12 protein-coding genes are annotated in these 25897 nt (G+C 44.2%); all 12 read left to right on the top strand.

Going from position 1 to position 25897, the window contains the following annotated elements; genetic code table 11:
• The first annotated feature begins 187 nt into the window (after window positions 1–187).
• The 12 genes from BBG47_RS08735 to BBG47_RS08680 all read left to right on the top strand — a co-directional run bounded on the left by BBG47_RS08735 (window position 188) and on the right by BBG47_RS08680 (window position 25883).
• Window positions 188–2194 (top strand): DUF5693 family protein, encoded by a 2007-nt coding sequence (locus tag BBG47_RS08735; RefSeq protein WP_065291424.1) that lies wholly within the window; start codon window positions 188–190, stop codon window positions 2192–2194.
• Window positions 2170–3360: a polysaccharide pyruvyl transferase CsaB gene (gene csaB / locus BBG47_RS08730; protein ID WP_094183144.1), complete on the top strand. Its 1191-nt coding sequence runs from the start codon at window positions 2170–2172 to the stop codon at window positions 3358–3360. The genes BBG47_RS08735 and csaB overlap by 25 nt, the downstream gene beginning before the upstream one ends.
• A gap of 13 nt (window positions 3361–3373) precedes the next feature.
• The gene (locus BBG47_RS08725) at window positions 3374–4132 is read left to right on the top strand and encodes a WecB/TagA/CpsF family glycosyltransferase (protein ID WP_065291423.1); all 759 of its coding nucleotides are present in this window, start codon (window positions 3374–3376) and stop codon (window positions 4130–4132) included.
• Between the two features lie 114 nt (window positions 4133–4246).
• Window positions 4247–5380: an MraY family glycosyltransferase gene (locus BBG47_RS08720; protein ID WP_065291422.1), complete on the top strand. Its 1134-nt coding sequence runs from the start codon at window positions 4247–4249 to the stop codon at window positions 5378–5380.
• A 645-nt stretch (window positions 5381–6025) separates the two neighbouring features.
• On the top strand, window positions 6026–10042 hold the full coding sequence (locus tag BBG47_RS08715; protein WP_065291421.1) for an S-layer homology domain-containing protein: 4017 nt from the start codon (window positions 6026–6028) through the stop codon (window positions 10040–10042).
• A gap of 613 nt (window positions 10043–10655) precedes the next feature.
• Window positions 10656–13745 carry an Ig-like domain-containing domain gene (locus tag BBG47_RS08710; protein WP_065291420.1) on the top strand — a complete coding sequence of 1030 codons (3090 nt, stop codon included), beginning with the start codon at window positions 10656–10658 and terminating at the stop codon, window positions 13743–13745.
• 154 nt (window positions 13746–13899) lie between these two features.
• Window positions 13900–16476 (top strand): hypothetical protein, encoded by a 2577-nt coding sequence (locus BBG47_RS08705; protein WP_083189173.1) that lies wholly within the window; start codon window positions 13900–13902, stop codon window positions 16474–16476.
• Between the two features lie 64 nt (window positions 16477–16540).
• A complete protein-coding gene (locus BBG47_RS08700; RefSeq protein WP_065291419.1) occupies window positions 16541–17092 on the top strand; it encodes a hypothetical protein in 552 nt (183 codons plus the stop codon).
• Window positions 17093–17196: 104 nt separating this feature from the next.
• Entirely contained in the window at window positions 17197–17460 is a 264-nt protein-coding gene (locus tag BBG47_RS08695) for an alpha/beta-type small acid-soluble spore protein (protein ID WP_083189171.1), read from the top strand.
• A gap of 159 nt (window positions 17461–17619) precedes the next feature.
• Window positions 17620–18819 carry a methionine adenosyltransferase gene (metK, locus tag BBG47_RS08690; protein WP_065291418.1) on the top strand — a complete coding sequence of 400 codons (1200 nt, stop codon included), beginning with the start codon at window positions 17620–17622 and terminating at the stop codon, window positions 18817–18819.
• A gap of 163 nt (window positions 18820–18982) precedes the next feature.
• Window positions 18983–22927: an Ig-like domain-containing protein gene (locus BBG47_RS08685; protein ID WP_065291417.1), complete on the top strand. Its 3945-nt coding sequence runs from the start codon at window positions 18983–18985 to the stop codon at window positions 22925–22927.
• A gap of 223 nt (window positions 22928–23150) precedes the next feature.
• Window positions 23151–25883: a stalk domain-containing protein gene (locus tag BBG47_RS08680; RefSeq protein ID WP_065291416.1), complete on the top strand. Its 2733-nt coding sequence runs from the start codon at window positions 23151–23153 to the stop codon at window positions 25881–25883.
• The last annotated feature ends 14 nt before the right edge of the window (window positions 25884–25897 follow it).

Genomic DNA, 25897 nt, shown 5'->3' with positions numbered 1-25897 from the left:
TACAGCATAGGCGGAATCATTTGCAATGAATGCAGAGAGTTCGGTTATTCTATGGATAACCGGAGCTGAACATTAGCTGTGTGCCGTCGGTGTCGAATGGACTCGGAACTCATCGAATGATGCACGGTAGAAGCATTGTGATATTCCACATGATGATGTATTCGGAATGGCTTAAGGAGGGAAACAAGTGTTTCAACAGGTAGAGAAATGGAACCGACAAATGAAAAAGTGGCTATGGCTTGTGGTCATTGTCGGACTGGTAGCTGCTATTCCTGTAGCAGTGCAGCGCGTACAGACAGAACAGTCGGCGAATAAGGTTGAAATTGTATTCAATTATCGTAATTTGGTCGATATGTCTGCGCTGATGCCCAAGCCAAATGAGTTTATTGATGAGCAGTTGGGACGCTTAAAAGATGCAGGCGTTCACACGATGGCGTTGTTCGAAAGCAATTTGTCGGATATGAAGTCCGCACGAAGATTGTTGATTTACAACTCTAGCGATGCAGCAGCGCTGCAGAAGAAGCTTCCGCCTCTGAATGAAAATTATACATATCTTTTGTTCACGTCATCTGAGAACGAACAGAAGCTTTCTCCTATGATTGAGAAGACTTTCCTTCGTTTGGGTGTAGAGGTTCGTACGTGGCAGTATGAAGGCCACAATGGATTGATCTTGGAAACTCCGGTTGAATCCGCAGTAATGAAGTCAATGCCACAGGATCCAATCACAATTCAGATGCTTGTGGATAAAGGATATACAATTATGCCGCGTTTGTCCGACAGCTCGGAATATGATCAAGAGCAAATGGATGAGCTGCTGCAATACTACAATTCATTGGGCGTAACTCGGATCCTCTTTGATGGCGATGCAGTTAAAGGCTTTAATGATGATGCAGAGAAAAAAAGTTTGACAGGCTTTGCTGATTTGTTGAATAAGCACAACATCGGTATTGCTGCCATTGAAGGCTTGAAGAAGCCGCAGCAGGGGATGAACAAGCTTGCTTATTTGACGAAATATAATGTAGTTCGACTTCATTCGATTAACGATCAGGAGTCATTCAATGAAATCGATGTATTAGCTGATCGCTTCTCGCTTGCTACGAAGGATCGCAATATTCGGATGATTTATTTGAACGCAGGTGTGAAAAAAGATATGAAGAAGTCGGAGATTGTGACTTCCATTGATAATCTGATTCACACACTGAAAGAGCCTGGAGATGCAATTGCATCGATTGAGAAAAACGGATTTACAATGGGTACAGCTGAACCATTTACGGTATTTGACGCTTCATGGCAGAAAATTGCGAAGATTATCGTAGTTATTGGCGGCGTAGCATTAATCGCGCTGATGCTTTCTTATTTTGTGCCGGCTGTGATGCTTCCTGCCTTCGTTCTGGGCTTGATTGGAAGCGCAGGAATGTACGTATTGAAGCCAGCCTTCTTCGAGCAAGTGCTTGCCCTTGGGGTGGCGATAAGTGCGCCAACGATTGCGATGGTGCTCGCTGTTCGAAGAGTGGACATGAGTCCTCCGGTTACAAGCTTCAAGGCTCGCTTTGGCAAATCGGTTGGATTGTTCTTGCGCACGACGGTGTTGTCGCTGATGGCTATTCCGTTCGTGATTGCATTGCTTAACAACATTACGTACAGCCTTGTAATAACTCAATTCCGTGGAGTCAGTCTGCTGCACTTCCTGCCGATTGGCCTTACCGCATTGTATATATTCCTCTACCGTGGAGATTCTGTTGTGAAGGAAGCCAATCGTTGGCTTAAGATGCCGGTTACGGTATTGATGGTCGTGGCTGCTGGCATCGCGGGCGTAGTTGGAATGTACTACCTATCGCGTACGGGGAACGCTGGAAACGTATCTTCCTTGGAGAAATCATTCCGTTCCTTGCTTGAGAATACGTTGGGTGTTCGTCCGCGAAATAAAGAGTTCTTGATGGCGCACCCGTTGTTCTTGATTGCGGCATTTGCAGCATACCGTTATCGGATAGCTCTATATGCGTTCATCATCGCTGTTATTGGCCAGTTGTCTATGGTTGATACGTTCGCTCATATCCATACGCCGATCATCATGTCGACAATTCGTACACTCCTTGGTCTTGGCCTTGGACTGGTTATCGGAATTATTGGCATTTTCGTATGGACTATCATTGAAAGGTGTTGGGATGCATGGCGTCCAAAGCTACAAGAATAGTACTGTCCGGATATTACGGATTCAATAATAGTGGTGACGAGGCGGTTCTGTTGTCGATACTGACCGCCTTGGAGCGTGCTGGCGAAGAAGCTGGCATGGCAATCGAGCCTGTCGTATTGTCTGGTGATCCAGAGACGACGACTCGGTTGTATGGGGTAGAAGCAGTGCATCGAATGAAGCCCGGAGCTTTGCTGGGTGCGATTCGTAGCAGCGATGGGTTGATCAGCGGCGGCGGAAGCTTGCTGCAGGATGCGACCAGTTCGAAGACGATTCCTTATTACTTAGGTGTGCTGAAACTGGCACAGTGGTTCCGTAAGCCGACGTTCATTTATTCGCAAGGAGTTGGTCCGGTAAACAGCCAGTCTTTCTATCCGTACATTCGTCACGTATTTAACCGAGCTGCTTATGTGTCTGTACGTGATCGGGAGTCTGCAGAGCTCTTGATGCGAATGGGAGTAGGGCAAGATGCGATCCATGTTGTACCTGATCCAGTAATGGGTCTTCGGTTGCCGTCATCTAAGCCTGGGCAGCCCGCACTCGATTATGGGACAGGGTTCGATGCGGCAGGCCGCCCCTATGTTGGGGTTTCCCTTCGATTCTGGAATCAAGATCGATCCGATATGGATGCGATCGCTGATATGCTGCTTCAGCTTAGTCGGATGCGGAAAGTCCATTTGCGGTTTTTGCCGTTCCATGGAGCAAGTGATGAAGAGGCATCCCGTTATGTCATGAAGAAGCTTGAGGATGAGGTTTCCGAAGTAGATGGATTGTGCGGCGGCCCATCACCTGCTGCTTCTGAAGCTGGCACAGTGATGAGCTTATGCGCTCCGCTTGAGCATCCTCAGTCCATGCTGCAGGAAGTAAGTCAATGCAGGGTGTTAGTCGGAATGCGATTGCATTCTCTCATTTATGCGGCCTCCCAAGAGGTGCCGCTTGCGGGTATTTCTTATGATCCGAAGATCGACCAATTCCTGCATCGACTGCAGGAAGAGGCGATTGGCACAACAGCCAAGCTAGATGCTGCTCGTGCTGCATCTCATATGTGCTGCTTGCTCGATGATGTAGATGGCTGGCGCGAGAAACATCAAAAAGCAATAACTTTATTGAAGCAAGAAGCAGAACAGCCGGCGCAACAAATTGTGCAATGGCTGCGTCATAAGGCGTAAGGTGGTTTGTGATATGTTAGAAATAAAGTATGTACCTAAGGTTTCGATTTACGGCATTCCCTTTTCCAAGTTGACTATGGAAGATACCGTAAAGCTTCTTGTTGATCATATTGACGCTGGGCGCTCCATTCAGGTGATTACAGCGAATCCCATCATGGTGATGGCCGCCTTGGAGAATGATAAGAATATGGCCGTCATGAAGCAGGCGGACTTGGTTGTTCCAGATGGAACAGGCATTGTCTGGGCAGCTAATAAGTTCGGTGATCCTGTCGTTGAACGAGTAACGGGCTTCGATCTGCTGCATGAGCTGCTGAAGATGGGTGAACCGCGCAAGTGGAAGGTGTATCTCTTGGGTGCAGCTCCAGAGGTGGTTCAAGCGGCAGCAGAACGGTTACAAGAACAGTATCCGTCCATCTCCATTGTCGGATACCGAGATGGCTTTTTCAAAAGTGATGAAGATGAAGAGGTTATTGCACAAGTTCGTGCGGCGAATCCTGACTTATTGTTCGTTGCTCGCGGAGCCGACACACAAGATCCTTGGATTGCAAAATATCGCCAACAGCTGCAAGTTCCCTTTATGATGGGTGTTGGGGGAAGCTTTGATGTTATTTCAGGCAAGGCCAAGCGGGCACCAATGTGGGTACAGAAGCTGCGTATTGAATGGCTGTATCGCTTAGTCAAGGAACCGAAACGCTTCATGCGAATGATGGCATTGCCTAAATTTGCTTGGAAAGTGATGCGGGATAAAGATAAGCCCACAAAAGTGCAGTAAAATGACGCTTAATCTTTCATTTTCGTAAGTTTTCACATAAATCCGGCATTGGTGTTTCCATTTTGAACGGAGTATAATTCGATCCGGTAACATAAATGGGGGTTGAAACTACCGATGATGACCGTATACGCAATTGGTGGCTGCCTGGCAGCTCTGCTGCTCGCCACAGGATTAACGCCTTTAGTGAAGAAGTTTGCGATCAAAGTAGGTGCGGTTGACGTACCGAATGCGCGGAAAGTGCATACGCGCATCATGCCCCGCATGGGTGGTTTGGCTATTTTTGCGGCGTTCGTACTGACGCTGCTTGGACTTATGTTATTTATCCCTGATACACTGCTTGGTTCATCGCGAGATGCGAATCTTGTGAAGGCACTGCTTGCCGGAGGCTCCATCATAATACTGATTGGTGCACTGGATGATCGTGTTGAGTTGTCCGCGAAAGCGAAACTGCTTGGTCAGATTGTAGCTGCGTGTGTCGTGGTATTCGGATTTGATTTAACTGTAGACTTTGTAAATGTGCCGTTTGGCGATAAATATTTATTTATTGAAACATGGGTTGCAATTCCGCTTACGATCTTCTGGATCGTTGGTGTGACGAATGCAATTAATTTGATTGATGGCTTGGACGGACTGGCTGCTGGTGTTTCCGCTATTGCCATTGCTACCATCCTTGTCATGGCGATCTTTATGGGCAATCCGGTAATCATCTTGCTCTGTGCGATCTTGCTTGGAAGTATTATTGGATTCCTGTTCTTCAACTTCCACCCAGCTAAGATCTTTATGGGGGATTCCGGTTCCTTGTTCTTAGGCTTCAGCCTGGCTGTCTTGTCCATGCTGGGCTTCAAGCAGATTGCAATCATGTCGTTCATTACACCATTGCTTATTATTGGTGTGCCGCTGTCCGATACATTCTTCGCGATTATACGCCGCTGGCTGCAGAAGAAGCCGATCTTCGCACCAGACAAAGGTCACTTGCACCATTGCCTGCGCGAACTGGGCTTCAGCCATCGCAAGACAGTGCTCATCATTTACGGGATTGCTGCATTCTTCGGATTGCTGGCGGTTATCCAATCCGTAGCCGCATCGCATGATGCGAACTGGGTAACACTCGTTGTCATCTGTGTGTTGCTCGTATCGCTCCAGCTTGGAGCTGAAGTGATTGGTATCGTAAGTAAGACAAGAAAGCCGATGCTGAACATCCTGCACCGCTTGCGCATGAAGGTACACGCTGAATCACGTTCGAAATAACGATAGCCACAAGTCTTTTATGGGGACTTTGATGAAGTAAGAACGCAATTATAATGTATGTTGTAAACAGAACCTTTGCTCTTGAGTAGGATCAGGCTTGTCCTGAATTACTCGGGGCAGAGGTTTTTTTATACTCGTCTATAGTGTCTAAATATGCATTTCAATATGATATGTACTTCTATGTCGCGCTGCTGGTTCTATATCGACCATTAGAATCCTTCCTTCTATTGAGTTAATTTTCCTATTTCTTAACAACCTCATATAGAATCGTTTATGAACTTCTTTAGTAAACCATTGAAGTGTGAAACTATTCAATTCAACTACTTAGCTATTCCCTTTTAAAAACACCTCAAAAAGAACCTCTACAAGTATCTTGTAAGTAGGTCTGTTAAATCTTTTTTTTATCATCTGTAAGTGCTCAATAATTGCCCTCAAGGTGTGCCTCTTAACTAAAGTCCTCTGAGAGTTCTACTTCCGTGAGCACCACAGTAAGTGTTCTTTCCCTTCTCTTTGTCTGTTCTCAATTCAAACTTCGGAGTTTTGACTAAAATTTAGGACGAAATTAGCCGATAACAGAAATAACAAGTAAGAACGAGCCGATGGAGGCAACTCAGCTACGGTTCTATAATAAGGAGGCTATTAGCGTTGAAGAAACTGGTATCCATACTGTTGACGCTCGCGCTTGTCGTTACGCTTATCCCGGCATCTCTCGGTACAGCAGTATCAACGGCATTCGCAGCAAGCGCCAACCACTTCGTATTTCCGAATGAACAGTATTCTCCTACATCTGCACGTATAACAAATAGTGAACGTGTGACGCTAGAAGGAACATTGAATGGCGTTAACGGAAATTCGATCTCTTATAGCGTGTACAAACTGAATAAAAATCCTGATCCAACCGCGACGGATAAATATTTAGTGGATCAGAACGACAAACGTGAAGGCCAAACAGCCAACATTATGATCAATGGTTCGAAAATCCAATTGTATAATTTGCAGTTGTATCCTGGATTGAACCAAGTTACATTCAAAGGCTTGCAAGGCATGTCGGATGTGTATGACTCCATCTTCATCGAGTATCGCAATGGTCCAACGATGTACGACATGTCCGTATCCTTGGACGGGAATGTCTATAACTTGAAAGAAGACGAGTCGACAATTGTTTACTCCGATGCTTCCCAAGGCAAAAAATCGGTGAACGTCAGCATCTCGGGTAAAGCACCGAATGCGGATAAGGTACAAATCGAAGTGAACGGACGAAGCTGGTCCTTCGGCGTTTCCAAAAGCAACGACTGGACGTTCTTTGCTTCTCCAATTGCCATTGAGCAAGGGCGGAACTTAGTTAAGATTAAAGTATTTAACGGTACACAATCGGTTGAAACAACAAGAGAAGTAGCATTCTTCAATGGTGATGTAACGTTCCACGATGTTCACATGAAGGAAACTGGCGGAACAACAAAATATGATTTATCGCAAAGTCCTACGATTACTGCCTCAACTGATGGTGTAATTTATGGTCGCGTTCTTATTCCTTACGATGCAACCAAAGCGAAGCCGACTAGCGTGGGTGTCGCATATGAAATGATTGAAACGGGCAGCGGTAACAAAACAAACGGAAATGCAACGAACGTGGTTGAGGTTTCCTCGAATCCGAAATTTGTGGAGTACTCATTTGAAATATCAGGCGCTGTCAAAAAAAATGAGCGTACCAACCTAACATTGACATCGACGAACTATGCTTTGTCTACTCCTTCATTGCAGAGTATGTCTGGATTTTCCGTATTGTTGAAGGATGCGAACCAACCATATATCTACGCAGCTAATTATTTGAGTGGATATAACAACACAATGACGCCAGGGGAAGCTGTGGCGCTGCAAGGCGGAAAGTTGGATGGTGCACAGTTATTCTCCATGCCGGCTGCGATTCAATTTTTAGTTCCTAATGGAAGCAGTCCTAGAATTTCGATTGAATCTGTAACCGACGCATTAGGCAAAAAGCAAGATCCTAATACTTACCATTTAAACCCTACGATTGTTGCTGAGGACGTAACGGTTCAAAATATCAATGGGGTGCCTACATCGATGAGTCGGGTTGTATACCTGATTGATAAGTTGCCAAGCACAGGGAAACAGACGATTGTGTTTCGTTTGGATGGCTCCAATGAAACATATACGGCAACGGTTACACTTTTGTACGGGCCATATGTAAAATACGACGGAGCATTTGACGGCCAAAAAATTTATACGGACACAACAGATGCTAATCGTCAAGATCAAGTCATGAAAGAATTGCAGGACTTGGCGGGTCAAATCTACAATATTGCCAACGAAGAAGAGCTTAAATACTCAGGGAAAGATCAAACGGTATTTTTCAGTATTAATAATACAACCTTGGAACTGGCTCCAATAAGCGGAACAAACAAAAGTAAGTTCAAATTAGTAAACCAGAAAGACGCCTTTAATGCGTTGTATATGGGAGACAACAAAATCAAATTTGTTTTCCGTTCCCAAAAATCGCATTACGAGAACACAATCACGGTAACGCTCATTCCGACTAACTTGCCGGTTATTCCAGCACCTGAGACAGACGGAATCTATCCATACAGCACAACATATCCAGATCCGAAGCCAAATGACCCTCGCTTTGAGAAAAAAGGCGGAGTTTATCTGACCCGTGAAGCGCAGATGAATGTATACGGTACATTCGACTTTGTTGATCTCGGGAAAAATAAAGCTGAAATTGAAGGAAAGCTTACTAGCTTGCGGGGCAGTGGTACTACAAAAAATGAGCTTCAAAATTATAAATTAGTCATTCAATCGCCTGTATTGAAAAACGACAAAAACCCATTAGGTAAAATCGAGTGGACACTGGAGAATATGTTCACCGACAAAAATGGGGATACGTACAATTCGAGTGCAGTAGTTAACGGAATCTCTGTTTACTACGATAATGATAAACAATTCTTCAGCTTTATTATTAAGGGTATAAATCTTCCGGGTGATGGAACTCCTGTCGCAATGAACATGACTGTATTTAACAGTGGCGAAGGTGGCCCTCGTGCAACATACCGTTTGGAAGTTGTGCCGGTAGATGTGCCTTACACGATTTTGAAGCCAGCGCTTGAAAAGCGAGTGGTTAACCAAAACTTTGTTGAAGTCATTATTGACTCGCCAGGTGCAGAAAAGGTAGTTATTAATAAAATTCCAGCAGAAAAAATTATTTACTACCCAAGCTATGACAAGACACAAAAGCCTTATGAAAATGCCTATCGTGCATTTGTCGTAGGACTTAAAGCAAATAAAGATAATAAGATTGAAATTGCCATTTCAAGAGGTAAGGATACCTTCAAAAATACGATTACGGTGAAGTACGTACCTACGTCAATTCCAGGGGCTCAGTATATGGAGCCAATGAAAAAATCACATAAGGTATTTGAAGGAATCGTAAACTTGACCTTCGAAAAAGGTGCGAATCTCGTAAGACGCGACTATAATGTGCCGCAAAACTTCAAAAACCAAGTTTTTAGTGGCCATAATCTACTGTTCGCGATTGCGAATTCATTCGATGGTGAAGTAGATCGCCGTGAGTTTGAGTATCAGCCAGCGAACTATGACTTGGCGAAGATAGAAGCAAAGAACATTTTTGAAGCAAGCTTCCCTGAACGCTTTATTAAGGCTGGTCCAGTTATTTGGATGGATCCAGGTCAAGCGGATGACATCAAGACAGAGTCTGTTTATGACCCAATTAAGTATGGTGTTGAGCCTTATCAATATCCAGGTTCGCCAATTGAGATGTTCTATAAGCGCGACTTGCGTAATGAGCTTATCATGTCTAAACCAGGTAAATTAACACTGAGCTATGATAAAAACGTAACCGATGATGGTGGTCGCACTGTGAGTGTGTTCCGTTTTGATTCGGAATTACAGCAATGGGAGAACATTGGCGGTGTTGTAGATTCGAAGAAACATACCGTAACCGTTCCAATTACGCGCTTTGGATACTATGTTGTTGGTAAGATGTCTTACTCTTATCATGATGTGGTACAGCATCCATATGCACGTGATTTCATTGAAACGATATTTGCAAAAGGCGTTATGAATCCATTTGATCCATTCTCCATGTTTGGTACAGATATGTATGTATCTCGTGGCGAATTCACTCGTATGATTGTTCGTGCGAAAGAGATGCCATTGAATTATGACGGTAAGAAACATTTCAATGACGTCGTTGTACCGGCGGCTGATAAGATGAATACGATTAATGTGAATCAGCTGTGGGACTTCCGCTATGTGGAGACGGCTGCACGTGATGGTATCGTTCGTGGTGTTTCTCCGAATGAATTTGGTGGAGATTACTCTATTATCCGTCAGGATGCAGCGGTAATGCTTGCGAAAGCTTTGAACATGAAGCTTGAGACGAAGCGTGATAAAGTTCGCAAGGATCTGTTGAAGTATTTCCAAGATGCGGACAAGATAGATTACTATGCACAGCCAGCGGTACTTGCTATCGCGAAGAAAGGCTTCATTACAGGAGTTCCGATTGACCCATCTGATCCGAAGAAGGGTTATGTATTCCAGCCATCTGCGAATATGCTCCGTGGCGACGCTGCTCTCATTATGGCGCGTGCTATGATTGATTTGAAGAAGCTGCCGAAGATGTAACATAGATTCAGCGTGTACATCTTCGGGTAATAAGGAGAGAGCCGATTTTGCTCGGCTCTCTTCCTTTATATAATAGAAGATATTCGTTTTATTAGGATCATTGATCTGGTAAACATGTAATGAATCTACCTATGATCATATTCATGGGTGATCTGTCATTCAGTGGAAAACATTAGCCAGTGACTCCTTCTTAGCTTGGCGCTATACTAGGAGATGTATTCGTTAATGCATACATATAGATGAATTCAAGTATTGCAATATGTATAGCATATCCGTGTATATGCGTTATTGAATGTAATGAGCAAGACATTGTCTGAAATCTGCGAAAAAATTTAAAAATAATTTTCCGTAGAGCGCAACTTTTTCGAAACCTGTGCGTTTAATATGATGAAGCTCGAATACAGTGGTTAATTTAATTATTGTTCCCTGTATTTCACAAAAATATACTTTACGCTAGGCAGTTGACATTGTATAATGTCTAGAGTGGTATGAGCATTTCTATTTATTTTCATTTGTTCCTAATCGATTACTAGTTTCTGTGGCATGTCCTTATGTTGCAGACTTCTTTTTAGATTACATTTCGCTCACTCTGAGGAAGGGGGTGAATCGGCGAATGAGGGAAATGAACTATCAAACTTCTACGCAACAAACTAAACAAACGAAGCAATTTAGAGGAGGAGAAAAAAAGGTTATGAAGAAAAGATTGGCCCTTCTGCTTTCCGTTGCTATGGCGTTCTCTATGTTCGCAAACGTAGCTTTCGGTGCTGACGCAGCTAAAACAACTCAAGAGAAATTTGATGCATTGAAAACTCAAGGTGTATTCAACGGTTATCCAGATGGATCCGCTGGCCTTGATAAAGACATGACTCGTGCAGAATTCGCGAAAGTACTCGTGAAATTGTTCGGTCTGAAAGAAATCCATGGTGAATATTCTTACAAAGATAAAAACTATGGTGCTAAAAACTGGGCAGCTCCATTCATCGAAGCTGTAACAAAAGAAGGCTTGATGCAAGGTAAAGATTTGGAGAAGAAGTTGTTCGACTTCAACGGCAAAATCACAGTTGAAGAAGCAGCTAAAACTTTGGTTAACGCTTTGAAACTTGAAGAAGTTAAAGACGCTCAAAACAACGCTTCTTCATGGGCTAAAGGCTACTTCCAAGCAGCAGTTGACGCTGGTTTGTTCTCCAAAGATGCAAACCCTAAAGCGAACGCAACTCGCACTCAATTGGTAGAAGCAGCATATGCAGCTGACGAACTCGTTAAAGGTCCTAAAGTTGCATCTTACAAAGTAATCGACTCCAAAAACGTTGAATTCACAATGACTGACAAAGAAGTTGTGAAAGTTACTTTGGAAAAAGCATTGGAAGCTAACAAAGAAACTGAAGTTAAATTCCAATACAAAGGTAAAGAAGTAACTGCAAAAGTTACTTACACTATTACTTCTGCTCAAAGCATCAAATCCGTTACAGCTGAAAACTTGAAAGAAGTTGTCGTAACATTTGACGGTTCTCTCGAGCAAAAATCTGCTGAGAACAAAAACAACTACGAAGTTAAAGACATGAAAATCGAGAGCGTGACAATGGCGCAAGACAAAAACTCTGTCACAATCTTGCTTGAAGAAAATGGTTCCGACTTGAAGAACCAAAAAGAAACTGAAGTGAAAATCAAAAACGTTAAGAACGAAGATTCTTCTAAAACGTTCAACGAAACAAAGAAATTCACTCCAGTTGACGTAAAAACACCTGAAATCAAAGAAGTTGTTGGCTTGGGTACGAAAGCATTCAAAATCGTATTCTCTGAGCCAGTTAAACGCGGCGATGCAGTTGCTTCCAGCAACTACAAAGTTGACGGTGCTATGGTAGCAGGTAGCGTTGACTACATGTATCCAAACGTAGTAATCGTTAAGAAAGAGTTGTCTGTTGGCACTCATAAAGTGAGCGCAAGCCAAATCTCTGACTTCTCTGGTCTGAAGAGCATTCCAGCAGACAAAGAATTCACGATTGCTGAAGATACAGCAGCTCCTGAAATCGTGTCCGCTAAAACAACTGATTTGAACGAGCTTGAGCTTGAATTTAACGAAACAGTAAAGTCTATTGAAAAAGTGTACCACAACGCTTCCGGCAACACTGGTAAAATTACTTACAAAGACAACAAAGTTAAAGTTGAATTCAGCAATAAAATGTACACTGGCGATAACACAATCTATGTAAAAGGTGCAACTGACTACAGCGGCAACAAAGCTGATCGCGAAATCAAAGTGAACCCTACATTGGATCAATCTCGTCCAGAAGTATTGAAGTTGGAAGTTAAAGAAGTTGGCGCGTTGAACAACCACCAATTGGTTCTTGAATTCAGCAAAAAGTTGGATAAAGAGTCCGCTCAAAATGCTGTTAACTATACGTTGAAAGACAGAGACGGAAAAGTCTTGAAAAACTTCAATGGCGTAGACGGTGACGGACATCCGGTTGCTAAGCCATCTTACGATGAAAAAGATTATAAAGTGACAATTAACTTGAACGGTAAATTGTCTAACCAAACTGATTACATCTTGGAAGTTGCTGGTGTTCGTGATACGGCTGCATTGCAAAACACAATGGCTCCATGGTCGCAAACATTCACTGCTAAGCAAACTGCAAAAACAGGAATCGTTCGTTCTTGGTTCTCTGAAAGCGGTGGCGAGCAAAACCTCTACGTTCAATTTAAGGACGATATGAGAACTGACGGTGACGGAAGTGTATTGGTTAAAGAGAAATATCTCTTTGATAACAAATCAATCACTGATTATGATATCAACATGGTATCTGGTGATACTATCCGCATCACTTCTAAGAGTGGTAAACTTATTCCAACAGCTGATCTGAGCGACAAAGCTAAGAAACACTACTTGTCTGTAAGCCAAGTGAAAAACGCTAAGGGTGACTACATCAAAAACGGCGATTCTTACACGCTGACATATGAAGGCTCCTTGGGCGAAGAATTTGCTAACGTCATTGCTGTTAAGGAAGCTAAAGTAGTTGACCGTAATGAGATTCAAGTTAATTTCGGCGGGAAAATCAACTATATCAACATTGAAGATTTCTCAGTATTGGTTAATAGTGCAACATTTAAACCAACAAGCCATGAGTTGAGCACTGATGGAACATCTCTTACTTTGAAATTCACAGGAGATTCCACACTGCCTTCTAGCCTTTCCGGTGGTCAATTGATCGTGAGAGATGAAGCAACAACTGCTGATGTTCTCAATGTTCGTGTTAAATCTGGCCCAACCAATCTTTCTGGTGTCAACAATGTAAGACCAGAGGCTGTTCAAGATTCACTTAATGTTACTCAACCAGATGTTACTTCTGCAACTTACCAAGCAACAATTCGTTTGACTGGTGATGTTGACATTGTGAACAAAGCTCAAGCTCTGACTCTCTTCGATGTAGCAGTTAACGAAAAAGCGACACCAGTTACATTGACTAGTGTAGATCTTGCTACTGTTAACGGTTCTGTTGATCACAGAGTATTGGTTGTTAAATTCACTGTGAACCCAGACAAAGAAGGTAAGCTTGTTAAATTGACTAAAGATGATTTCATCACTGTTAAGATGAATGATGAATTCAACTATGTGAATAAGTACATCGTTGATATGAAAGATACTACGAAACAAGTTACACTGAAAGGTTTCACTGTATCGAACTACTTCACTGAAAAGAAATAATTAATATCTTCTAAAAAGAAAGCCCTTCGGGGCTTTCTTTTTTTATACAAAGCTTACAACAATGTAACCCTCCAACTTGCTGAAAATCGCAACTTTCTTTTATCTTTATGCGTTATACTATATATGTAGATTCTACGCATAGGAGGAAAGTAGATTGAAAAGAACAACCGCCATTGCGACAATGTTATCGTTGTCCCTCATTTTAGGGGCGTCAGCCTTCCCTACGGCAAATATTTATGCTGCAGATACAAAAGCTTCTAAACAACAAAGCACCAGCAAGCAAACAAAACCTGCGGCTAAACCGACGCCAGTACATACGCTTAGTGAGTTAAAGCCAATTCGCTTGACTGCTAAAAGTGCAGTCAAGCTGACGGATGTAAACATGTATAAACAAGATGAAAGTAATATTTTGACGTATACGTTAACTTATTATAATAATGATCAGCGCAGCTTGCCGCTTATTGATTACTGGACGAAGGTTCGGACAAAAGGTGGTACAGTGTATTCTAGTGTATTGACTACAAAGGATAAAGAGAAAAAAACAGTACCAGGTTTGTCTGAGATGAGTGTTACCTATTATGCAAAAGTAGCAAAGGGTATTACCATTAATGATTTATTTTTTGATATCATAAAGTGGGATTTTAGCAAAGCTGGTTTTGAAAACAGATTGGGCTCTTTTCAAATTCCTACATGGATGACTGCATCGACTGTAGTTGGAAAAAGCAGCACAGTACGAATGAATGATATTCCTATAAAAACAAGCATTGATCGAGTAACCTCGATGCTTAATGAAGACATGAATTATGTAAATGTTGCAGTAAATGTAGAAAATTTAGGGTTTAAAGCGTTGGAGAATCCAACTTACAAATACGTAATTAAAACAGCAAGCGGAAGCAGTTACCCTCTTGTACCAGATAGCGCAAGTAAGGAGTATAAGCTGCAGCCTAGCGAGAAAAAGACATTGAATTTCATGACGGCAATTCCTAAGAGTGTCGTTATCAAAAACTTGGAGCTTCAACTACTGACAGAGGATGAGACTGCAAAAATTAATCTGCCTGTAGCAACCTTAAAGTTGCCAGCTTCGAATGCAGCCACTTCTGTTATTCCAGCGAATAAAGAGCAAGTAATAACGATCGACAAGGCAAAAGTCAGCACAAAAATTTTGAACGGTTGGGCAAATCAAAGTTTTGAAGATAATGATATTACATTGACCTTCCAATTTGAAAATTTATCGAATCGTCCAGTGACGATACCAAAATATGAATTTGTTTTGAAAGGACCAAACGGATTATCTGTTCCGATCCCTACAAAATCACTCGATAATTTGACATTGAAAGCAATGGAGAAACGACCAATCACATTGAGTGCGATGGTATCTACTGACGTACCTCTTGAGCAATTAAAACTTCAACTCAATAAGCCTGGAGATTCCGAACAAAAGGATCCAACGAAGCCTGAAACGAATCAAAAGGACTCGAATTTCAAGTTCCCTGAAGGAACTTATAAATTGCCTGATCTTCAATCCATGCGCAATCAAACGGGAATTGAATACGATGTGCAGCATAGCAAAGGCAACCTTGGAATCACAATAGAGTCTCTACAACGTCTACCTTGGTTAGACGGGGATGTACTGTCAGCAAAATTAAAAATTAAAAACAAAGAAACGAAAACAATTCAATTGCCAGCTTTAGAAGGTGTCTTTAAATTGGATACTTCCGGGGTATCTGGTAAAACACAGGTGATAAGCTCGAATGGTGCTTTAATCATCGGAGCGAGGGAAGTCGTCGATGTATACATCGTAACGAAGGTACCAAGTTATATGGACTTCTCTCAAGTCCAGACGGCACTAATGGAGAAAATAGGGGAAACGGATAGTGCCCCAATCATTCAGTTCACGAATGGAGGCAAGTTAAGCAAGTTGCCTGTCGTTGAATTTGGTAAAGTATACAATCTTACTACTCAAGGACGCAAAGCGGATATTGAAGTAAAGAACAGCAAGGTGTATGAAGGTGCCGTTGAACAAATCATCTATACGGATCTTGTTATGAAGAGCCAGGAAGAGCGCCAGACGATTTTATCTCAAATGGTAGCATACTATCGATCAGATGATGGACGTTACTATAAAGCAAATCTTTCCCAAGTACAGGGCCCTACGAGTCCGCAAGGATTGAATGTCGTAACGGCATGGGTGAAAGTACCGAAAACGGTTAATAAAACAGATTTGCAGCTTATTATCGGTGAAGGAATTACCGAGAATAAACTGACACCTCCAAAGGGTGAGTCTGATGGATATATCAATGCAGTAGCAATGGATTTGAAAGTCGTACAGCCTACGCTTCAACGAGACTTTGTAAATCTTGATCTATTCCCTTATTCGTTGACTTTATACAATTTCTACGTGACTGCTAACAGATCATCGAACTTGTCTATCGAGTTCTCTTACGATATGGCTCGCCAATTGGAATACAACATGGGAGACTACGGTCATAAGTTAGTCATTGAAATTGTAGATTCAAGTGGCAAGAGGTTTGAAAAAGAGATTGACTTTGTTAAAGAATTTACAGAAGGCAAGAATAAGTCATTCTCAACCTCTATTTCGGACGCATTCTTTGAGAAAATCGAGAACGGTGGCTTCCAGCTAACCTTGTATGATGTATTCGATAAAGAGAAGATCAAGCTAGCTAGCCATGGTAGTGCGTACAACATTAGAAATGCAAAAACAGCGGACTAAAACAATAAAGAAAACTCCCCTCGTAGAGGGGAGTTTTTGGCATAAGAAGTAGGAGGAAGAAAAAATGAACAAATTTACGAAAGTTATTTTATCTACAACATTGATAACAGGGGGAATTGTGGCAGGTTCTATTTTGGGTGTGAATGCATTCGCAGCAGATACAACCTCAGGAACATCTTCAGATCCACTTGTAACGAAGAGTTATGTGGACCAACAAGTTAAATCCCTTATCCAAGCTGAATTGAAGAAAGGCAATACAGGCAATGACACTACGAGCAAGGACAAAGATAACCCGAAGAAGGATCAGCCTGAGGGCGATACAACAAGCAATACGGAACTTAAAGTCGTAACGGTTAAAACTGGCCAGAAGCTTATTGCTAAGGCTGGAACTGAAGTTATTGTCCGCAACGGAAAGGCAGTCATCACAAGCCCGGATGAGAATGGGGTGCCGGATGTAACGGAAGGCACAGATATCAAGAGCGGGCAAGTGGTTGCGACGAACCACTTGCTGTTGTTCCCGCGTGATGGACGCGGTGTGATGCCAGATCCGCAGCAGGAGAATGGTTTGATTGTTATGGTACGCGGGGGCTATTCAGTAGTGCAAAAAGCTGAGTAATTAACATGAGCTGGCAGGGCCGGCAACATTTCCTGCGGGTGCATCCTCCTAAATGAGGCACAATAATTATTACTGATGCATATATAACGAGGGAGGATATTACCGTGAGCAAAAAAACGTTAGTGCCAGCCAGCAGAGACGCCCTGCACCGTATGAAATATGAGATTGCAGCCGAGTTCGGACTTCCGGTTTCTCATCATGGAGCGCATATTAGAATGGATACAGAGTTCGCTTCCGAACTCGGCAGCGTTCCGGTTCAACATACGACTAGTCATGCTGATTGGGGTAGCTTATCTTCGCGTGATGCTGGTTCGGTAGGCGGAGAAATAACAAAACGTCTCATTGCCACAGCACTGCAGCAAAAATAGGTAATCCAACTTTTGACGCTTTCATTGACAGGACCGGACAAATACAGTAATATGATTTTTCGAAGGCTGCTATAACAACCTTTTCCATTCGGGAAAGGTTCATTTTTTGTTTAGGCTGCTCATGGTAGAGCCATATTATAGGTTAGGAGGTCGAGTCCTATGTCATTGAAAGGACGCCACTTGTTTACGTCCGAGTCCGTTACTGAGGGACACCCGGATAAAATATGCGACCAGATTTCGGACGCGGTATTGGACGCCTTTTTGGCGAACGACCCGAATGCTCGGGTTGCATGTGAAGTATCCGTAGCCACGGGATTAGTTCTCGTCATAGGAGAAATCAGCACAAAGGCAGATTATGTTGACATTCCATCTATCGTACGCAACACGATCAAAGATATCGGGTATACGCGCGCGAAGTACGGTTTCGATTATAATACCTGTGCAGTATTGACCTCGCTTAACGAACAATCTCCAGACATTGCTCAGGGGGTTAACGCTGGCATTGAAACACGTACTGAAGATGCCAAGCAAGAAACCGAGAATATCGGTGCAGGCGACCAAGGCTTGATGTTCGGCTTTGCAACGAACGAAACGCCAGAACTCATGCCGCTTCCAATCGCATTGTCACACCGTATTGCTCGTCGTTTGTCCGAAGTACGCAAAGACGGCACACTGCCTTACCTTCGTCCAGATGGTAAGACACAAGTGACGATTGAATATGATGGAGATAAGCCAGTTCGTGTAGATACGATTGTCGTGTCGACACAGCATGCTGAAGATACAACATTGGAGCAAATCCAACGTGATATCAGAGAGTTGGTTATTACTCCGGTCGTGCCTAGTGAATGGCTTGACGATAAGACGAAGTACTACATTAACCCAACTGGCCGCTTCGTAATCGGCGGACCACAAGGTGATGCAGGCTTGACTGGTCGGAAAATCATCGTGGATACGTACGGCGGATATGCACGCCATGGCGGCGGTGCATTCTCTGGTAAGGATCCAACGAAGGTTGACCGTTCTGCAGCTTATGCAGCGCGCTATGTTGCGAAGAATATCGTAGCAGCTGGCTTGGCAGACAAATGTGAAATCCAATTGGCTTATGCCATTGGTGTAGCTACTCCAGTATCCATTAACGTGGATACTTACGGAACAGGCAAAGTAAATGAAGAAAAGATTGTTGAACTGATTCAATCTCATTTTGATCTTCGCCCTGCAGGCATTATTAAAATGCTTGGTCTGCGCAAACCAATCTACAAGCAGACTGCTGCTTACGGACATTTTGGCCGTACTGATTTGGATTTGCCTTGGGAACGTACAGACAAAGCAGATGCTCTGCGGGAGCAAGCGGGTTTATAATCTAACCCTTTATTATTTGAGCGCTTATACAAGACCTCTTTCTGGGCTATCAGGCTTAGGAGGAGGTCTTTTTTGCGTACCGGTGGTGATGAATCTAAACTATTTCCTCCTTTTTACCGACAAATAGAGTACAACTGTCTTCGGAATGAAAGGAGCATATAGAATGAAGAAATGGATTGCGGCTACAATGGCCTTTGTCCTTTTTTTAGGAGTGTTCGGATGGGGAGGTGTGCCCGAAGTGCACGCAGCTACCCCTCTTGCGATAGTCAGCTCATTGCCAGCTAACGGTGCGCAGGAAGTCTCGATCAATCCATCAAGCATACAATTTACGTTCAACGAAAAAGTATCCATGACGAATGGGTACATTACGGTAACGAATGAAAAAACAGGAGCACAGCAGCGCTTTGCTGAAACAAGTGCGAATGGAATCGGAAAAATAGTAACAACTGATAACGTAACATTCCAGCTGGAAGGGTTGCAGCCTTTTGAAGCAGGAACAAGATATGTTGTAAAAGTTGATGGAAAGCTCTTTTTGGGCGAAGCCTCTAGAGAGCTGTCCACACCTGCAGAATGGGCATTTTCAACTAAATCCCAGCAGGAAGCGGCATCATTCTCGCCACAAGGCCAAGGAATTGCTTTGCCTGCGGATGCGCAAATTACGTTTAGCCGTCCTATCCAAGCGGGCCAAGGCAGCATCAAGATCAATAAGTTCAGTGATAACAGTGTCGTGAAGACAATCGCTGCGAAGGATTTCGTAGTGAATGGACTTACAGCAACGACGAAACTAGATGGATTAGAAGCTGGAACAGCGTACTATGTCACGATGGATGCAGGTGCATTTCTCGATTTGGATGACGGAACTCCCGTAGCAGGCTTCTCAGGCAAGACGTATTGGAACTTTACAACGACGCCTGGTGTGGATACAAATCCACCGAAAATAACAAAGCGCTCGCTGGATGGGACAGCTGTGCCCCCGCAGACGCGCTTGGAACTTACATTCGATAAGTCTGTCTATCAAGTGACAGGCAATATTGTGATTAAATCAGATGGACGCCAGGATATTGTGCTCCCTGTTACCTCAGCAATAACGGGAGGCGGCTCTGCGGTTATTCAGTCCACGAATGTTCTGACTTTGGAACCAAATCGTACATATGTAGTTTCCATACCGAAGGGAGCATTCCGAGATGCTGCTGGTAACCTGATGGATGCTGTGGAATGGACGTTCCGAACGCAATCAACGGATACAACCGCACCAACGATAGTCAGCTTCGATCCATCGTCCGGCAGTGTGTCTGTACCGGCGAACAAGACGCTAATTATAACCTTCAGTAAACCAATCGTATATACGGGCAAAGGCGTGGACTTGCGGCGCAAATCCTATTCCTATTCTGAATCAGCCAGCGCCTACGTACGCAATTCGAAAGAGTTGTGGATTTACCCTGCCTCTAATTTGCAGGAAAACACCGTGTATACGGTCAGTATTGCAAGGGGAGCCGTTAAGGATGCAGCCGGCAATGAATTTGCAGGTTTGTCTGAATGGACATTTTCTACGGCAATTACGGATCGGAATCCGCCAGCAGTAGAAGATGTGACGATGTACAACAACTCGTTAATTCAAATTCGGTATAACAAGACGCTGGATAGCAACGCGAATCCGCCTTCCAACGAATTCACCGTACTAGTGAATAACGAGGAGCGGCGTGTCAGCAGCGCGTATACCTCTAGCAATTATGTCTATGTGTCACTGGAGAGCGGCGTTGCAGTAGGTCAAGACGTCAAGATTAGCTATGCGGCACGCTTCCGCATGGTGCGTGATACGGTAGGCAATGTAGCTTCCAGCTTTAGCTCCCGTGCCGTTGAGAATAAGGTAGATACGACGCTGACGAAGCTGCGTGATGGGTATATTTCCGGCTCTACTTTATATTTATATTTTACAGATTCTCTGAAAAGCGTTTCTTCCAATGCAGACGGTCAATTTACTGTCACATATAATGATTCCACTGTAGGAATTGATAAACTATCGCATAACAGCAGCTCTTCTACCGTGACCTTATCATTAAACCGTTCGGTATCAAACGGGGATATTGTCAAGGTCAGCTACACGCCAGGCAATTATCCACTAGAGGATACCCGTGGTAGCAAGGTAGGGACGATCGAGGAATTTTTCGTTCGTAACAGTTATGACAATAAGCCGCCGGAACTGAAAGAGGTAACGGTGCTTGGAACGAAGATGATTCTGAAGTACAACAAACCGATGGATAAGAACAACATTCCGATGAAGAACCAGTTCTCGGTACTCGTGAATGAGAAGGCACGTTACGTCACGAAGGTCGAGATTAAGGAAAACCGGGTGGAACTGACTTTGCAATCGGCGGTACTGAAAACAGATAATGTAACCGTATCGTATGTGAGAGGGAATCCGCCGCTGCGCGATTGGAATTACAACTATGCTTCCAACTTGAACCTTGTATCTGCTTCAAATTCGACAGATAGTGAAGCTGCGACTGTCCAATCGATAACCTGGAAGTCCCCTTCGATCATCTTGACGTTTAACAAGCGGCTTGAATCGATGTCGGTGTCCTATTATCCGCAGTTTCTGGTCACGTCAGGTAACCAGGCGATGAGTATTAAACAAGTAACAGTCAGCGGAACGCAAGTGACGATCGAGTTAATGTACCCGCCAACAGATGGAAGCAACTTAAGTGTGACCTACAATACAGGTTCCAAACCACTTCAATCAGAGGCCGGAATCGAAATCAAGACATTCTCCAACTTGAAAGTAGGGGCAACGGGTACAGGTGGAACAACAGCAGGGTCGCTGGATAGTTACTTTGTAAAAAGCGACAAGGACAGCTCCTTCGGAGACTATGCGTATGTTCTGCTTCAGAATACAGCTCAAATTACTACTGACCGGACAAGCAGCGGAGTAACGGTCAATCGTTATACGCTTGATACTACTAAGGTGAAGACGGCATTTGAGTTTGCTGGCCAATCTCTGGATTCGGATAAGCAGCTTCGATTCGAAGTGCCATCCACAGAAGCGGGCGCGCGGGTCGTAGTGCCGTTAGCAGCTTTTGAAAAGGCATATTCGCGAACCGATGCGATTTGGTTTACCGTGAAGTATAAGGAAGCTGTATACGGAATATCGCTTAATCGCGATACGATGAGCAAGATCATCCAAAGAACGCAAGGATCAATCACGAATTCTTCACTTCTCTTTGAAATCGATCCGGTCAATGAAACAGCGACGATTACGAATGAGCTTGCAAGTGTACAAGCGACAGCAATGGTGAAGGCTTATCAATTCGCGCTGTTCAATGTAGTAAACAATGGCACTGGTAGCGCGCTGAATATCGATACCGTTGTAAAAATGAAGTCTTCCCAGTCAGTAACTGCCAGCCGGGCAGCATTAGTAGAGTGGATGAAGAATTACTCGAAATTAGGATACTTGCCAACCAAGGTGTCTCGTGCAGGATTAGATACCGTAGCCATTACAAACATGGTTGGCACAAAGATTATTCTCTTTACGGTAGGGAAGCAATCCTTCATCGATTTGCAGGGACATTGGGCACAAGCGGATGTGACTGCCCTCGTATCCAAAATGATTATGAGTGGACGCAGCACCACCAAGTTCGAGCCGAACAAGCCGATTACGCGTGAGGAATTTGCTGTCTCGATTGCTCGAGCGCTAGGTCTTGAACCAGATAGTGAAGCTGTCAAGCGTTTCCGCGATGTGAATCAAGGAGATATGACCGGAGCCTACATTGGTGCGGCCATCCGTGCAGGTGTAATTACGGGCTTCCCAGATGGAACATTCAAGCCGAAGCAATTTGTGACACGCGAGCAGATTACGCTTATGATGGTTCGTGCTGCACAAGCAGCAGGATATCGGATGTCCGCTGCATCGACAGATGTGCTGAAGTCATTCAAGGACAATAAAGAATTTACACGTGCAGGCGCAACAATCGTGGCACAGGCCGTACAGGATGGACTCATTCAAGGGGTTAGCACGGATCGCTTCCAGCCTAAGGGTTCAGCAACACGTGCACAGGCAGCCATTCTACTAGTTCGATTATTGAAAAAAGTAGATTATATTACGTTGGATTAATAAATAACAAGAAGGAAGTCCTGTCTACTAACGGCGAATAGCCCGGAAGGCAGGGCTTCTTTTGTTTTCATCTTGGCTTTGATCAGGCATTATATCGTAAAATCCACCAAATACGTAACAAAATCGCAACTTTTTGTCGATTTTGGTAGTCTATATAATAGTAGAGTTGACACGCGAACATATTGACATTTATACATAATAGGACGAAATGGGAGAGAGACACATGGGCAAATCAAATCAAACTGTCCGCCACATCAACACAAGACGGATGGGGAAAAAGGCGGCAGCAGTCGTGCTATCCAGCGCACTGTTCATTCAGCCTGCATTTGGATGGGGAAACTATGTTTATGCGGATGCACCAATAGATTCGACTAGTGGGGATACATATGCAGCACCATTGAATTCATTGCAAAAGCTCAGCGAAGAGATACTTACCTCAGGTGCTAGATTGGTTACCTACCAATACGCGCTGCAGCGGGGCACGAAAACGTATAAGACTCGAATGAATGTGATTGAGGCCGACTTAAGCAATCCCTATATTAAGCTGGACGTCATGACAGGGAAGGACGGCAAGACAGCTACCGGGAACCCAGTCACGAAGATGACGAAGGAAACTGGGGCAGTTGCTGGTGTAAACGGGGACTATTGGATGATGGGCTCCGACCAAGTTCCAATGGGAGGTTCCATTTCAAAGGGAGAGATGATTACAAGCCCTGCGGAGCTGACAGGCATGTATGCCTTTGCCGTCACGAAGAGTGGTACGCCTACCATTGATCAATATCGCTTCACAGGAAATGTGGCCTTGGCGGATGGCCAATCGTTCCCGCTGTCCGGCATCAATAAGATGAAGTACGATAAAGAGCCTGGGAAACAGCATAGTCATATCAATGCGATGTACATCTACACAAGCGCTTGGAAAGGAACGAAGCGGCCGAATGATACGACCACAACGCCTACAGAAGTACTTGTACGCAATGGGGTCGTAGAGCAAATCTCTGATATGGGTGCTCTGCCGATGGAGGTTCCTGAAGATGGCGTTATTTTGCGTGGACACGGGCAGGCTGCGGAATTCATGCGCCGCACAATGCAGGTAGGCACATCTCTCAAGATTGATTACAAACTGTTGTCTCAGTCGACAGGCCAATCCGTAGATCCGTCCTCCTTCCAAATGATGATAAGCGGTCATACGCTGCTCGTTGAGAACGGCAAGGCATCCAGCTTCACGCGTGATACGAGTGGCATTAGCGGCAGTGGTGTAACAGCTCGTACAGCAGTCGGCTACTCGAAGGATGGTCGTTACGCTTACATCGTAACAGCTGAATCGAACAGTGTAAGCTCGGGCTTTACATTGAAGGAATTCCAGCAGGCGCTTGTACAGGCAGGTATCTGGAAAGCGGTAAACCTGGACGGCGGTGGTTCCACAACGATGACGAATCGGCCATTAGGCGATTTCGATACGAAGCTGACACATGAAACCAAAGAAGGAGGTAACAATGTTCGTTCTGTTGTTAACGGTCTCGGTGTGTTCACGACAGCTCCAGCAGGCAAAGTGAAGAGCATGACCCTAAGTGGAGAAAAAACGCTATTTATCGGGCAGCGTGCAACATACAGCATGAAGGCCTATGACGAGCATTACAATCCGGTAGATGCTTCTAACTTGGATGTGAAATGGAGCGCTGCGGACGGCAAGATGAAGTGGGATAAGGATGCCTTCGTCGCTCAATCCTCAGGCAAGGCTACCATTGTAGCTACATCCGGAGGAGCGAAAACGACTGCAGAGGTAACGATCATCGGAGCGAAGGACTTATCAAGCCTGCAAATCGCTACCAGCTCAGCTCCACTAAGTTCCGGTGCAAGTGTTCCTGTTCCCGTGAAGGCGACCTTGCTGAATGGCAATCAGGCGACAGTACCTTCATCTGCTGTAAAATGGGAGATTCGCGGCTTCAACGGTAAGGTTGAGGATGGCGTGCTTAAAGTGAATTCGGTTCCAGAAGGAACGAAGGTTGGCTATGCCATTGCAAGCTATGATGGCTTGAGAACAATGATACCTCTGACACTTGGATCGGAGAAATTAATAGAGAATTTCAATCAAACAAATATGAGTGTATCCTTCTCTGGATTGCCGAAGGGCAGCACGAAGGGGCAAGTCAGCATCGAAGGCGGATTTGGCGGCCGCGGTGCGAATGACAAAGTATTGAAGCTGTCCTATGATATGAATGCAGGCGGCAGCGCTGATAAGTTTGCCTATGCAGAATTGAATGGTTCTACAGGCATGGAACTTCCTAATGGCACTAGCGGTCTGAAGTTCGACGTCTATGGAGACAAGAGCTTTACCAATTTGCGACTAGAGATCCATGACGCGAATAAGAAAATTCACTATGTAAATGTAGCAGAATCGATTAATTGGGAAGGTTGGAAGACGGTAGAAGTTGATCTATCGTCACTGGGAGTTTCTTATCCAGCTAAGCTGAAACGATTGTATTTGGTCAACTTCAAGGAAGATCAGGACGAACGTGCAACAGAAGGAACAGTGGCGTTTGATAACTTGATCGCACAGCTCCCTGCTGGTTCATCGGATATTTTCCCTACAGCTACAATGGATTTGACTGTGAACAGCAAGTCTTCCAAGGTGAATGGTGCTGTGAAGAAGCTGGACGTGGCACCAATCGTGTTGAATGGTTCTACCTACGTTCCGGTACGAGTTGTGCTTGATGCATTTGGGGGCGAGGCGCTCTGGAATGGCCCAGCACAGACGGTTACTGTAATGCGCGGCGAACGTTTCCTTGAAATGATCGTGAACCAAAAAGCATTCGTTCGCAACGGCTCTCGACTTGCATCGGATGTCGCACCTATTATTCGACAAGGACGGACTTTAGTCCCGCTTCGCTTCGTATCGGAACAATTAGGCCTAACTGTAAAATGGGAGCAAAATACGAAGTCCATTACTATCCATTGATGTGGTATCATTAA

This window comes from Paenibacillus sp. KS1, from assembly GCF_001680695.1.
Classification (GTDB): domain Bacteria; phylum Bacillota; class Bacilli; order Paenibacillales; family Paenibacillaceae; genus Paenibacillus_B; species Paenibacillus_B suaedae.
The sequence above is the reverse complement of the archived record's forward strand: the minus strand, read 5'-3'. Positions and strand labels throughout refer to the sequence as shown.